13 protein-coding genes are annotated in these 12,649 nt (G+C 70.5%); 3 read left to right on the forward strand and 10 right to left on the reverse strand.

Annotated features, from left to right (window positions below):
• The 5 genes from KUTG_RS61610 to KUTG_RS24075 form a co-directional block, all read right to left on the reverse strand.
• A partial coding sequence (locus tag KUTG_RS61610; protein ID WP_198047291.1) for a WXG100 family type VII secretion target occupies positions 1 to 462 on the reverse strand: 462 nt, incomplete at its 3' end.
• 28 nt (positions 463 to 490) lie between these two features.
• Positions 491 to 1,012 carry a DUF3558 family protein gene (locus KUTG_RS24060; protein WP_198047292.1) on the reverse strand — a complete coding sequence of 174 codons (522 nt, stop codon included), beginning with the start codon at positions 1,010 to 1,012 and terminating at the stop codon, positions 491 to 493.
• Positions 1,013 to 1,023: 11 nt separating this feature from the next.
• Positions 1,024 to 1,491, reverse strand: a complete 468-nt coding sequence (locus tag KUTG_RS24065) for a hypothetical protein (RefSeq protein ID WP_198047293.1) — start codon at positions 1,489 to 1,491, stop codon at positions 1,024 to 1,026.
• A gap of 97 nt (positions 1,492 to 1,588) precedes the next feature.
• Positions 1,589 to 2,755, reverse strand: a complete 1,167-nt coding sequence (locus tag KUTG_RS24070) for a hypothetical protein (RefSeq protein WP_157494728.1) — start codon at positions 2,753 to 2,755, stop codon at positions 1,589 to 1,591.
• Positions 2,756 to 2,815: 60 nt separating this feature from the next.
• Positions 2,816 to 3,337, reverse strand: coding sequence for a DUF3558 family protein (locus tag KUTG_RS24075; protein ID WP_043719788.1), 522 nt, complete (start codon positions 3,335 to 3,337; stop codon positions 2,816 to 2,818).
• Between the two features lie 135 nt (positions 3,338 to 3,472).
• Here KUTG_RS24075 and KUTG_RS24080 point away from each other — a divergent pair, with 135 nt between their 5' ends.
• Positions 3,473 to 4,234: an SGNH/GDSL hydrolase family protein gene (locus tag KUTG_RS24080; RefSeq protein WP_043719794.1), complete on the forward strand. Its 762-nt coding sequence runs from the start codon at positions 3,473 to 3,475 to the stop codon at positions 4,232 to 4,234.
• 306 nt (positions 4,235 to 4,540) lie between these two features.
• Here KUTG_RS24080 and KUTG_RS24085 read toward each other — a convergent pair whose 3' ends face one another.
• Positions 4,541 to 5,836: a tetratricopeptide repeat protein gene (locus KUTG_RS24085; protein WP_052395329.1), complete on the reverse strand. Its 1,296-nt coding sequence runs from the start codon at positions 5,834 to 5,836 to the stop codon at positions 4,541 to 4,543.
• A 3-nt stretch (positions 5,837 to 5,839) separates the two neighbouring features.
• Here KUTG_RS24085 and KUTG_RS53800 point away from each other — a divergent pair, with 3 nt between their 5' ends.
• A complete protein-coding gene (locus tag KUTG_RS53800; RefSeq protein ID WP_052395331.1) occupies positions 5,840 to 6,034 on the forward strand; it encodes a hypothetical protein in 195 nt (64 codons plus the stop codon).
• A 356-nt stretch (positions 6,035 to 6,390) separates the two neighbouring features.
• Here KUTG_RS53800 and KUTG_RS24090 read toward each other — a convergent pair whose 3' ends face one another.
• The 3 genes from KUTG_RS24090 to KUTG_RS24095 form a co-directional block, all read right to left on the reverse strand.
• Entirely contained in the window at positions 6,391 to 7,278 is an 888-nt protein-coding gene (locus KUTG_RS24090; RefSeq protein WP_369794651.1) for a BTAD domain-containing putative transcriptional regulator, read from the reverse strand.
• Complete coding sequence (locus KUTG_RS63875) at positions 7,221 to 7,775, reverse strand: AfsR/SARP family transcriptional regulator (protein WP_084579724.1); 555 nt, start codon at positions 7,773 to 7,775, stop codon at positions 7,221 to 7,223. The genes KUTG_RS24090 and KUTG_RS63875 overlap by 58 nt, the downstream gene beginning before the upstream one ends.
• 186 nt (positions 7,776 to 7,961) lie before the next feature.
• The gene (locus tag KUTG_RS24095; RefSeq protein WP_052395333.1) at positions 7,962 to 10,535 is read right to left on the reverse strand and encodes an ATP-binding protein; all 2,574 of its coding nucleotides are present in this window, start codon (positions 10,533 to 10,535) and stop codon (positions 7,962 to 7,964) included.
• A gap of 543 nt (positions 10,536 to 11,078) precedes the next feature.
• Here KUTG_RS24095 and KUTG_RS24100 point away from each other — a divergent pair.
• Complete coding sequence (locus tag KUTG_RS24100; protein ID WP_043719796.1) at positions 11,079 to 11,666, forward strand: TetR/AcrR family transcriptional regulator C-terminal domain-containing protein; 588 nt, start codon at positions 11,079 to 11,081, stop codon at positions 11,664 to 11,666.
• Positions 11,667 to 11,824: 158 nt separating this feature from the next.
• Here KUTG_RS24100 and KUTG_RS24105 read toward each other — a convergent pair whose 3' ends face one another.
• Positions 11,825 to 12,643 carry an FAD:protein FMN transferase gene (locus KUTG_RS24105; RefSeq protein WP_063753557.1) on the reverse strand — a complete coding sequence of 273 codons (819 nt, stop codon included), beginning with the start codon at positions 12,641 to 12,643 and terminating at the stop codon, positions 11,825 to 11,827.
• Positions 12,644 to 12,649: the final 6 nt, after the last annotated feature.

Raw genomic sequence — 12,649 nt, forward strand, 5'->3', positions numbered from 1 at the left:
CTTGGCCTCGTTGGAGGCGTTGTAGGTGGTGTACATCTGCACCGGCAGCGCGATCATGGCGATCGGGTTGCCGGCCGCGTGCTCCATCATCTTGACCGGGTCGAAGTTCACCGGCTCCGGCATGTCGGTCTTGGCCTTGGCCGCCGCGTCCACCTGGTCGTGCATGGCGGTGCCGGTCGCGTTGAAGAACTCCGCGGTGTCGGCACTCCAGTCACGGACCTTGGACAGGTGCGCGCGAGCGAGGTCGGCCGCCGCACCCTCCCAGTGCGACTGCGACCCGTTGATCGCGGCGTCCAGCGTGATCGCGGCCTCGCGCAGCTGCCCGGCGAGGTCCTTCCACTCGTCCCCGGCCTTGTACGCCGCGCCCGGGTCGACGTTGGTCGTCACGAGCTTCTTGAGGTCGTCGTGCGACAAGCCCGGGTAGTTGGCGTTCGGATGGGGAACCGCGGGGTGTCCCGTCATCGCTCCATACCCCCTGTTTCGAAAAGACTCATGACTTCGGCAGCTTCGGCTCGGCGCCGTTGGCCAGCGCCCTGGCGTGGTCGCAGGCGGCGGGCGCGGTCTTCGAGTCCAGCGCCACCACGCTGATGATGAAAGTGGTGTTCGGGTCCAGCGCCAGGTCCACGCCGCACGTGCCGGCGTCCGGCGCGGCGACCAGCATGGCCTTGTGGCTGCCGATCGTGAACGGCGTGAGGGTCGGGTGGAGACCGTTGGGATCCGGCCGCTTGTCCAGCGGGTAGGACCCGACCTGGGTGCCGACACCGTCCTTGTTAGCGGCGAACCAGGTGCACTGGCCGGTGTCCGGGTCAACCTTGGGCGGATCGGCGAGCCCCATCGACGCCAGCACGTCCTGCGGCAGCACCGCGCACTTGTCGAACGCCGGCGCGGCAGCGCTGGTGGTCTTCGCCGACCCGGCGCTGGTGTCGGTCGCGGGCGAAGCGGTGCCGCCCGCGGCTCCGCCACAGCCGGCAGCCGCCAACGCGACACCGGCCGTGACCACGGTCAGTAGCAAGGAACGACGCACTAGTAATTACCCGCCCGCTTCACGCCGCCGTGCGCATCCTGATCGGTGCTCTGGTATCCGGTGACACTGGAATTGATCGCTTCGATGAGCGCGTCCAGGCTGCTGGCGAACCGGTACATCTGCTGCGAGCCCGAATCCTGGCCACCGCTGGAGATTTGCAGGTTGCGCTGGGCAATCTGCTGCGCGTACCCGGCGCCGATGGGCATCGTGCTCGGATCGAGGAGCCGCATACGCGCCTTCGCGGCGATGCTCTTGATCTCGGTGAGCTTGTCGTTGATGACCTTGGCGGTGTTCTCGTCGACCGCGAACTGGCCGGCCTGGGCCGCGCCCGACAGGCCCTCGACCATCGAGAAGAGACCGCCGAACAGCCCGCCCCCACCGCCGGACTGCTGGTTGACCCGCTGCGCGTACTCGTACGTGGCTTGCGCCGCCGGGTCCATCGACGACTGGTCCCCTGGTGTCGACATGCCTCTCCCCACCCTGAGTGCTGACGGTTCCTGATGCTAGCGAATCGTCCACTCGGACGCGGAATAGTTCACCAAGGTTCCCGGTCGGAAGAGATATTCACCGCAGTCGCGTGACCACGGCCCGCGCGACCGGCGTGAGCAGCCGTTTCACCGTCTCACGGTCACCGGCGGCCGTGCCGCCGGTGGAAAGCGTGATCACCGATCGTCCCGTTCGGAAGGACAGATTCCAGGTCGACGGCCCTGAATCGGTCAGGCAGCTGGCGCCGTCACCAAGAGTCACGCCAAGAGTCACGGCCTGGCCGCCGCAGTCGGCCCGGTCGTGCTGGACGGTCCACTGCGGCTTGTCCCAGACCGTCATGTCCATCCGGATATCCCGGTACTGCGGACCGAGCGCCCCGTCGGGCACGACGTTGGACCGCACGCAGCTGGCGGAGGTGCGCAGCGCGGTCTCGCCGTCGTCCTGCGGCACGGCAGCGAAGCCGGCGTCGGCGTACTCCAGGACCAGCGAGGACGGTCCGCCGGGGTAGGCCTGCTGGAAGGCGTCGGAGGACAGCAGCAGGCACGGACTCTTCACGCCGGTGAACGGCGCGGTGTGCCGGTACACCGCCGGCCCGGCGGCCCCGGCGACCACGGCGTCGACCACGGTCCGGGTCACGTCCAGCACGAACTGGTGCTGGTCCCGGTCGCCGTACACCGGTCGGCGCAGATCGAAGCTGATCGTCACCGCGAGCTTGGGCCGGCCGATCACTGTCGTCCAGCCGGCGCCGTCGCGATAGGACGACACCTCCAGCCCCCGGTCGTGCCGCATCACGGCGTTGTTCTGCAGCGGCCACGAGCGGGTCTGGTCCACTTTGTCCGAAGTGGTGAACGGGGTCTGCTGCACGGTGACGCTGAGCTCGTCCCCGCCGACCAGCGTGTACCGGCAGTTGCTGATGGAGTCCAGGCCGCCCTGCGGCACGGCGGCATCGGCCGGCACGTCGCCGTCGAGGTGACTGTCGATAAAGGACGAACCGGGATCGATGCGCACGCCCTGGTCCCCGAGCGTGCGGGTGGACAGCAGCGCGCATGCGTCGTAGGCGGCGGTGTCGCCGTAGCTGAGCGGCTCCCCGCCGCCCGGCTCCTGCACGACGACGGGCTGCCCGAGCGGCGGCAGATCACCGGGGTGCGGCTGCGGGGCGGCGTCGCTGCCGCCGGCGACGACTGCCACGAGAACCACCACGACGCCGGTCGCGGCGGCGGCGACCAGCCACCCGTAGCGCTGCATCACCAACTCCAGGGTCCACCGAGAGCGACAGGGTCGGCGCAGACAGTAGCCCCTGGACGGTCAGGTCGCGGCGGGCAGACGACCGTCGGCCACGAAGGCCACCTTGAGCGCGTCGTAGCAGGCGACCTCGGGGTCTTTGCCCTGGTCAACGTCGATCTGCACGCTGGAGTGCGCGGTCGCCGCGAGGTAGACCGAGCAGCCCGGGTCGGCGGTCTTGAGCACCTTCTTGCCGGGCCGCCCGCCCACCGTGGTGGCCGTGGTGCCGGCGGGAACGGCCAGGTCATCCAGGCCGACCTGGGTGAAGAGGCTGACGGTGGCGTAGTAGCCGTCGCCGAGCAGCCAGCCGCACGAGCTGGTGGCCGTCACGTTCACCCCATTGTGTGGCGGCGTGGCGATGCCGAGCGCGCCCCGGCCCTTGTCGTCGAGCAGCGTGCACGGGTCGACGCCGTCCAGCGAAGCCGGCCGTTGCGATGAGATCCCGGACACGCCGGGAGTGCCGGTCCCGCCGGACGTGTTGCCACCCGAGGAGCAGGCCGTGAGCAGGAGCAGGCCCGCGACCAGCGGGAGCACGCGTGCGGACATGGCGCAGACCCTAGTGGTAGCCGATCACCCGCGGCGCCGTAACCGACGGTGGCGTAGGTCGAGCCCGGCCGTGCATCCTGACTGATTGGTTGGCCAGTTCAACCAGTTTGCCGGGGGATCGAGGGAGGGACCGCAGTGCCGCACCGCTTCACCACGTTCGTCGCCGTCGGGGACAGCTTCACCGAGGGCCTGGAGGATCTCGGGCCGGACGGCCAGGTCTACCGGGGCTGGGCCGACCGGCTGGCCGAGCTGCTGGCCGCGGACGCGCCGGAGTTCCGGTACGCCAACCTGGCCGTGCGCAGCCGCAAGATGCTGGAGATCCTGACCGACCAGGTGCCGATCGCCGCCGCGATGAAGGCCGACCTGGTGACGCTGTGCGCCGGCACCAACGACATCATCCGCCCGGGCAGCGACCCGGACCGGATCGCCGCCCTGTTCGACGACGCCGCCACGCAGCTGGCCGCGGCCGGCAGCCACGTGGTGATCTTCACGGGCATGGACACCAAGGGCACCCCGGTGCTGGGCCGGCTGCGCGGCAAGATCGCCACCTACAACGGGCACCTGCGGGCGATCGCCGACAAGCACGGCGCGACCGTGGTCGACCTGTGGCCGCTGGACATGCTGCGGGACTCCCGCGCCTGGGCGGCCGACCGGCTGCACCCCTCGCCGGAGGGCCACCGGCGGTTGGCGCTGCTGGTGGCCGACCGCCTTGGCGTCAAGGCCGATTCGTGGAACGACCCGTGGCCGCCGGCCGTGCCGCTCGGCGGACTGGCCCGGCGGCAGCAGGATCTGCGCTGGGCCAAGGACTTCTTCATGCCGTGGATCGGACGGCGGCTGCGCCGCGTGCACTCGGGCGACGGTCTGACGGCGAAGCGGCCGGAGCTCGGCGAGCTCTGAGCGGAATCCGACCTGCCGGGCACAACCCGGCAACGGGGGTCGTCCCCCGGAAGAGAAGACGGACGACGTGGCTCGCGCTTTCCGCGAGCACACGCCGCCCGAGGCTGTGTGGTTCCTACCTGACCCCCAGGTGCAAGTAGGAACCACACAACGCGGTCCAGCCGGCGCTCTCCCCGAGCGCCGCCTGAACCGACGGGGTGACAGACCCCCCTCTGGGTCTCCCCCAGCATCACCCGCACGCAGTCCGCCCGTGGACAGCGTCAGCGGTGTCCGCCTTCAACGTTTTCACATCGCCTGACGGGGGCACTAAACGTCGGCTAAACCAGCCAACAGGGTGTCGACGGCGTCCGCGTACGGCGAGCGCATCCGCCGGTAGACGGCCAGCGCGAGGTTGAGTTCGAGCCGCGCGGCCTGCCCGCGGCCCTGCTCAAGGTGCAGTTCGCCGAGCTGGTGGTGCAGCATCGCCTCGACGTAGGCCATGCCGTAGGTCTGGGCCAGTCGCAGGCCGTCGCGGGCGTAGCCCTCGGCCTCGGTGTAGCGGCCCAGCTGGCGGCTCACCCAGCACAGGTTGGCCAGCGAGCGGGCGCCGTCCTCGTGGTTGTCGCCGTCCCGGTGCAGCTGGAACGCGCGCCGGTAGTACTCGAAGGCCTTCTCGTTCTCGCCGCGGTCCTGGACCAGCACGCCGAGGTTGTTCAGCGCGATGGCCTCGCCCTGGCCGTCGCCGATCTGCCGGTACAGCCCGAGCGACGTGTTCAGATGGGCCTCGGCCTCGTCGAACCGGCGCAGCTCGGACAGGATGCCGCCGAGGTTGTCGCCGGTCAGCGCGATCAGGGCCGGGTCGTCCAGGTGGACGGCGATGGTGTGGGCCTCGACGTAGCGCTGCAGCGCCAGTTCGTACTCGCCGACCAGTTCGGCGGCGTTGCCCAGGCCGCGCAGCATGCGCGATTCGCCGTCACGGTCACCCACCGCACGAGCGGCGCGCAGGCCCAACTCGAACACCGCGGCCCAGTCGGATGTCAGACCCCGCAGGTACACATAGGTGCGCAGGCACAGCGCGAGCTGCCAGGTCAGCCGGTGCAGCCCGGCCGCCGCGCCCAGCTGCACGGCGGCGACCAGGTTCGGCCACTCCGTGTCGAACCAGCGCAACGCCTGCTCGGCCGAGGCGAGCATCGGGATCTCGACGCCCTCGCCGGACACCGCGGCCACGTGGTTGTCGCGAGGCGGCCGGATCAGCCGGTGCGCCCGGTCCGCGACGAGGAGGTAGTAGTTCACCAGCTTTTCCACGGCCCGGGTCCGCTGCTGGCCGGTCAGCTCGGTGGCGGCGATCTCGCGGGCGTGCAGGCGGATCAGGTCGTGCAGCGTGTAGCGGTCAGCCCTGGTCTCGGCCAGCAGGTGGGCGCTGGCCAGCTCGCGCAGCCGGCGGCGGGCGGTCACCAGGTCGACCTCGGTCAGGGCCGCGACCACGTGCGGCGACACCGAGGCGCCCTCGTGCACGCCGATCGCGCGGAAGGTCTCGGCCAGGTCCGGGTGCAGCGTCCGGTACGACACGTCGAACGCCCCGCGCACGCTGGTGTCGGCGTCCTCCAGGTCGAGGGCGCGCAACCGGTGCTGCTCGTCGGCCAGCTCGCCGACGAGGTCGTCAACCGTCCATTGTGGACTGGCGGCCAGTCGGGCGGCGGCGATGCGCAGGGCCAGCGGAAGGTGCCCGCAGAGGGCGGCCAGCCGTCGCAGCGAGTCGATCTCGGCGCTGCGGCGCTGATGTCCGGTCGAGAAGTCCAGCAGGTTAGTGTTGACGGATGATCCGGGGAGCCCTTAGTGGCCCAGGGAGCGGCATTGGCGATTCGGCCCTTGAAGGGCGCGCTTCTGTCACCTAGCGTGTGCCGCACACTCTAATCTCAACCCACTGTGAGAGATTAATCTAAACTCACGCGTGTCGCAACTCTTATTAGATTATAACACTCTGAGTGTAGCTTAGTTCTGCTCCGCCTCGGTGCTAACAATCTTCCGCGGTTCACTCGTGCCCTGATTCTTCATAGAGTTAGGCGTCTGACTCTGATCTCCGGCCGTGAGCCATGGTTCCTTACGGCCTAGAGAGAGCGTATAAGGTCGAGCTGGCATTATCAGGGGAAATATTACGTTAACCTAACATAATCCCTTTATTTTGTATCTGCTAGTAGAAGACCCGGCCCAGGCGAACGGATGCCTCTGGACAGCGTGGTCAGGGCCAACAGCCGCGCGCCGCCGCGGGCCACCAGCCCGTCCAGACGACGACGGCTGGTGACCACCACCAGCGAGCCGGAGCCGGCCGGCAACAACGGCCGCACCTGCTCGGAGTCGCGGGCGTCGTCCAGCAGCACCAGGACGCGACGCTCGGCCAGCAGCGACCGGTAGAGGCCCGCGCGCTCGTTGAGGTCGAACGGGATCGCCTCCGCCGGTACGCCGAGGGCCAGCAGGAACTGGGTCAGCACCTCGGCCGGCGACGTCGGTTCGTGGCCGGGGTCGAAGCCGCGCAGGGCCGCGAACAGATGGCCGTCCGGGAAAGCGCCGGCGTTGCGATGCGCCCAGGTCAGGGCCAGGGCGGTCTTGCCGATGCCGGCCGGGCCGACCACGCCGGCGACAGTGATCGCCCCCTCGACGCCGCCGCCGTGCTGAAGGCCGTCCAGCCACGCCAGCTCCACGTCCCGGCCGGCGAACGCGCTGGTCGCGGCGGGCAGCTGGGCCGGGATGACCGGGCCGTAGACCTGTCGGCCGGACTGCGTCCGCGTCGGCAGCCGCAGCGCCGGGTCGTCGCGCAGCACCTGCTCGTGCAACTGGCGCAGCTCGGGGCCGGGATCGATGCCCAGCTCCTCGGTGGCGTAGCGGTGAAACCGCCGGTAGGAGACCAGGGCGTCGATGCGCCGGGCCGACCGGTACTGGGCCAGCATCAGCAGGCTGAGCAGCCGCTCACGGAACGGATGATCGTCGACCAGCCGGCGCAGCTCGCCGATCACCTCGGCATGCCGGCCCAGCTCCAGGTCGGCGGCGACGCGTTCCTCCACGGCCACCAGCCGCAGCTCGTCGATGTCGGGCTGGCCCGTCTTCTGCAGCTGCGCGCCGGCCAGCCCGGGCCGCGCCACAGCTCCAGCGCGCGACCGAGCAGCTCGGCCCGCTCGGCCGCCGGGCGACCGCTGGCGTCGCCGATCAATCGCTTGGCGCGGTGCAGGTCCACGAGTTCGGGCTGCACCTGGAGCACGTAGCCGGGCGGCTGGGTGCGGATGGAGGCGGCGCCGCCGGCCTTGGCCAGAATGCGCCGGAGCTTGGACACGTAGCCGTGCACGATGGTGCGCGCCGTCTCAGGCGGCTCGTCGGCCCACAGCGTGTCGACGATCCGGTCGAAGGAGACGACCTGGTTGGCGTCGAGCACCAGCAGCGCGAGCAGGCTGCGCACGCCGGATCCGCCGAGCGGCACCGGGCGCCCGTCGACCAGCAGCTGTACCGGACCGAGCACGCCGAACTCGAGCGTGGCACCTGCTCGCTCGACGGTCGTGGACGGCAGCATCATTCGGGGCAGCTCCCTGAGGCGAGCGATGCGTCCAACTTACGGGAACCTGTTAACCGTTCGTGAGGCGTCTCCCCGGAACAGGCTAACAAAAGACTACCCACAGTAGTCGATGGTCACGGTGCTGGTCCGTTCGTGTCACCCGTCCGGTATGAAGCTTGTGACGCGTGACCGGGGCTCCGAGTTCCCTCAGCCGAACAATTTCGCGAGCCGCGCCCGCACGCTGGCCACCCATGGCGCGCCGATGTGGCCGAACGTGCGCAGTGCCTCTTCCCACACCTGGCGGGCGGCCAGCTTGTCGCCACGGTCCAGATAGACATCGCCGAGACCCCGCACCGCGTAACCCTCACGCAGCGCGGTGCCACTCACCCGGGACAGCCGGACGGCCTCGTTGAACGACGCCTCGGCATGGTCCAGCCAGCCCGCGGCGCGGTTGGTCTCGCCCAGGTGCACCCGCACCCACGCCTGCCGCTCCGAGTCGTCGTACTGCTGGTAGATGTGCAGCGCCTGCTGGTTGTAGGCCAGCGAACCCTCGTAATCGCCGCTCAACCGGGCCAGCTCGCCGAGCGTGCTCAGCGGCTGCGCCTGCCGGTAGCGGTCACCGAGCAGCCGGTACAGCGCGAGCGACTGACGCGACAGCGCCATCGCCTCGTCATGACGGCTCAGGTGGAACAGCGCCGACGCCGCGTGCGCCGATCCGAGCGCCACCACCGGCAGGTCGCCGTCGCCCTCGGCCAGCCGTCGGCACGCCTCGTGCTCGGCCAGCGCACGCTCGTGCTCGCCCAGACGCCCGTAGAGCAGGCCGAGACCGTGGTGCATGAGGGCCTCGCCGTTGCGATCGCCGGCCGCCTTCGCTGCGGCCAGCCCCAGCTCGTGGCTGGTGCGCCAGTCCTCCCACGGGCAGTGCGTGGCCAGGAAGTCCAGCTGCAGCCGGGCCAGCTGCCACACGTGCGTGCTGAAAGCGCCCTGGTGCGCATTGCGCAGCACGGAAAGCAGGTTGCTGCGCTCGCGCTCGAACCACGTCAGCGCGTGGGCCCGGTTCTCCAGCCGGGGCGTGGCCACCAGCGAGCACAGGCTCGGCGCCAGCGAGTCGGCCGGCGGGCGGATGAGCCGGCGGGCCCGGTCCGAGACCACGCAGTAGTACTCCAGCACGCGCGCGCCGACCGCGAACGCCTCTGCCTGCGTGAGCTCGGCGGAGGCGACCTCACGGGCGTGCAGCCGCACGAGGTCGTGCATCGTGAACCAGTCCTGGCTGGTCTCGGTGATGAGATGGGCGGCGCTCAGCGCGCGCAGCGCCGTGCGGGCGGAGCCGACCGAGCCGTTGCCCATGGCCGCGACCAGGTGCGGCCCGAAGTTGGCCCCGGGGAAGAAACCCAGCAGCCGGAACACGGACGCGAACTCCGGCGGCAGCGTGCGGTAGGAGACGTCGAACGCCCGCCGCACGCTCACCTGCATGTCGTCGTCGGCGTCCTCGATGTCCAGCACCTGGAGCCGGTGCCGCTCGTCGGCCAGTTCGTCGGCCAGCCGGGCCAGCGTGCCGTTGGGGGCCATGGCCAGCCGCGCGCCCACGATCCGCAGGGCCAGCGGAAGATGACCACAAAGGTTTGCAATTCGTGACGCATTCACCGGATCACGCTGCGACCAGGCGATGTCCGAGACCTCGTCGAGCAGCCGCACCGCCTGCGGGCCCGGCAGCGTGCCCACCGGCACGTACGCGGCCCCGTCCCGCGCGACCAGTCCGTCCAGCCGCCGACGGCTGGTGACGATGGTCAACGGGCCACGGCCGCCGGGCAGCAGCGGACGCACCTGCTCCGAGTCGCGGGCGTCGTCCAGCATCACGAGCATGCGGCGGCCGGTCAGCAGCGACCGATACAGCGCGGCCCGCTCCGCCAGGTCGACGGGAACCGCCTGGGGCGCCACACCCAGCGCGATCAGGAACCGCCGCAGCACGTCGGCCGGCTCGGCCGGCGGCCGGTTCTGGTCGTAGCCGCGCAGGCAGACGAAGAGCTGGCCGTCGGGGAACTCACGGGCCACCTGACCGGCCCAGGTCACCGCCAGCGCGGTCTTGCCGGTGCCCGCGGCACCGACGACAACGCCCAGCGTGGACGTGTCCTCCTGGAGCAGACGGTCCAGACTGGACAGTTCCTCGTGGCGGCCGGTGAAGCCGGTCGGGGCCGGCGGCAACTGGGCCGGCACGACCACGCCGGCGATCTCCACACTGGACGGCTCCGGCGGCAGCAGCGACGGGTCGTCGTAGAGGATGCGGTCGTAGAGGGCGCGCAGCACCGGGTCCAGCGGCTGGTCGCGGCGGCCGGCCTGGATGCGCTCGTAGACGGCCAGCGCCTCGGCGCGGCGGCCCTGCCGGTGCAGCTCGGTCATCTGGCGGCCGACCAGGTCGCGGCGCAGCGCGTCCGGCAGCAGCACCAGATCGGCGGCGGAAATGGCCGTCGGGTCGTGCACGTCGATGCGCTCGGGGTCGATGCGCAGCCGGTAGCCGAAGCGCTCGGTGATCAATTCGGTGTCGCCGCCCGGGTCGGCCTTGTCCAGCAGCACCCGCAGCTCGTCGGCCGCCTCGGTGTGCTCGGTCAGCACGATTTCGTTGGGGTGCAACGCGATTCTGGTGAGCAGCGTGCAGGCCTCGGCCGAGTCGACGGGAAGTGGACCGTCGACCCCGAGGATCTCAGGCCGGCCGAGCAGGCGGATCAGAACACCGCCGCGACGGACTGCCGGATGCGCGCTGGTCACGAGCTGCTCCCGCCCCATCAGGTGGTTCTGACGGGCAAACTACCGCCACCAGGGCTGGACGGTCCCCGGGTCGGCCGGCCACAGGTCGAAAAACCCGGACATCTTTGCCCGATTCGTGGTCCGACAGCCGACGGTCGCATGCGAAGCGATCCCGCCGTCCGCTCCCGATTGCGGACGACGGGACCGCGCTGCGCCAGTTTGGCCGCCAACAGCTCGGAACCCACCCCGAGCGGGGGTCCCGACCTGCCGGTGATCAAGGTCTGGCGAAGCGGAAGTGGCCTTGCGCCAACGGAATTGGCAAACCCAGCCGCTCCCCGGTTTGCGCGGCAACCGTAACAGAGCGCGTGTGACCGGTCACAGCCACCCCACCCTATCGGAGCATCACCGGTGTTCAGGGCCGCCGAGCCAGGCGCGTTACGCGACAACGGCACCAGCGGCCTCCTCTCCGACCCTCACCGCCTGCCCGTCAGATCGCAGCGGCAAACCTGATTCTCGCACTTGATCGGTTCGGATTTCCTTAACGTCGTTAAGCGTGCGGAGAACGCCGTTAAGGTGTCACTCGTGAAACTGAGCCGGGACGCCGTCGTGCAGGCCGCGTTGGAGCTGCTCGACGAGGTCGGGCTGGCCGACCTCACCCTGCGCGGCGTGGCCGAACGGCTGCACGTTCAGGCCCCCGCCCTCTACTGGCACGTCCGCAACCGCCAGGACCTCGTCGACCAGATGGCCGCCGCCATGATCCGCGACGGCATCGGCGGCATCGCCCCCGACGGCGCGTGGATGGACCAGCTCGGCGACATCGCCCGCGCCTACCGGCAGACCCTCCTGTCGCACCGCGACGGCGCCCGCGTCCTGGCCGAGGCCTGCACCGCCGACCCCGCCGTCAACCGCCTCGCCGAGCTGTCCCTGCGCATGCTCACCTCCGCCGGCTTCACCACCCCCGACGCCATGCGCGCCCTCGTCTGCCTGCTCAGCTACGTCACCGGCTTCGTCGCCGACGAGCAGACCGCCCAGCCCCGCACCGAGAAACCCGACCCCGTGCTGTTCCCCCTGCTCACCGCCGCCGGCGTCGGGCACCACACCACGGAGACCTTCGAGTTCGGCCTGGAACTCCTGTTGAGCGGCCTCCGCCTGGCCCGCCTGTCTTCATAGCCACCCCCACACCCCCGCACCCCCACCCCTCGCGCATCTCGCACACCTCGCACCCCCACCCCTCTTTTCCGCCACATGTGCGCCACATGTGGCGTTGGGAGTCGAATGTGGCGCACATGTGGCGTCAAGGGCGTGGCGGCGAGGAGTCGAATGTGGCGTCAGGGGCGTGGCCCGGCTCTGTGCCTGAAAGCGTGTTTCGGTGTGCCGGAGAGCGGGACTCGCGGGGGTTGGACGACGTCGGCGATGAGGTAGGGGTCCAGGGCGGCGGAGCGGTGGACGGACAGGTCGGCGTCGACGGCGAAGACGAGGCAGCCGGGCTGGGAGTCGGCCCAGGCGACGCCGGGGCGGCCCATGGCAAAGGCAGTGGTGGCAACACAGTCGGCGGTGGTGAGATCGGCGGCCACCACGGTGACGCTGAGCAGGCCACGGGCCGGGAGGCCGGTGCGGCCGTCCAGGATGTGCTCGCCCCGTTCATACGTGGCGGAGGTGGCGACGGCCAGGTCACGAACGCCCAGGACGGCGCACATGCGGTCGGCCTGCTCGGGGTGGCGGATGCCGACCAGCCAGGGACGGCCGGGCTCGGGCTCGCCAACGGTCACGACGTCGCCGCCGGCGTTGACACAGAACCTTTCAACCCCTCGCTCCCGGAGCTGATCGGCCACCCGCTGGACGGCCCAGCCCTTGACGACGCCGCACGGGTCGAACGAGTGACCAGGCGGGGTAGCGGTGAAGGCGCCGTCACTGATGCACTCGTAGTGCCGGCAGATGTCGATCACCTCGGCCAGCTCGGCCGACACCTCGGCGACCTCGCCCCGGCCGTAGCGGCTGACCTCGCTGTCCGGGCGGAACGGGCTGAACCGGGCATCCACGCGGCGCAGGTCGGCGTACAGCAGGTCGAGGTGCCGCGGGGTGCCGTCGACCGGGTCGCGGACGTCGACCGAGACCGGCATCCCCATCACCTGCTCGACGTGCCGCATGACCTC

This window comes from Kutzneria sp. 744 (genome assembly GCF_000568255.1).
Lineage (GTDB): Bacteria > Actinomycetota > Actinomycetes > Mycobacteriales > Pseudonocardiaceae > Kutzneria.

Coding starts and splice junctions, on each gene's coding strand:
- KUTG_RS24095 (WP_052395333.1), bottom strand. CDS start 10,535: ATGGGGCGGGAGCAGCTCGTGACCAGCGCGCATCCGGCAGTCCGTCGC.
- KUTG_RS63875 (WP_084579724.1), bottom strand. CDS start 7,775: ATGATGCTGCCGTCCACGACCGTCGAGCGAGCAGGTGCCACGCTCGAG.
- KUTG_RS24065 (WP_198047293.1), bottom strand. CDS start 1,491: ATGTCGACACCAGGGGACCAGTCGTCGATGGACCCGGCGGCGCAAGCC.
- KUTG_RS24070 (WP_157494728.1), bottom strand. CDS start 2,755: ATGCAGCGCTACGGGTGGCTGGTCGCCGCCGCCGCGACCGGCGTCGTG.
- KUTG_RS24075 (WP_043719788.1), bottom strand. CDS start 3,337: ATGTCCGCACGCGTGCTCCCGCTGGTCGCGGGCCTGCTCCTGCTCACG.
- KUTG_RS24105 (WP_063753557.1), bottom strand. CDS start 12,643: ATGCGGCACGTCGAGCAGGTGATGGGGATGCCGGTCTCGGTCGACGTC.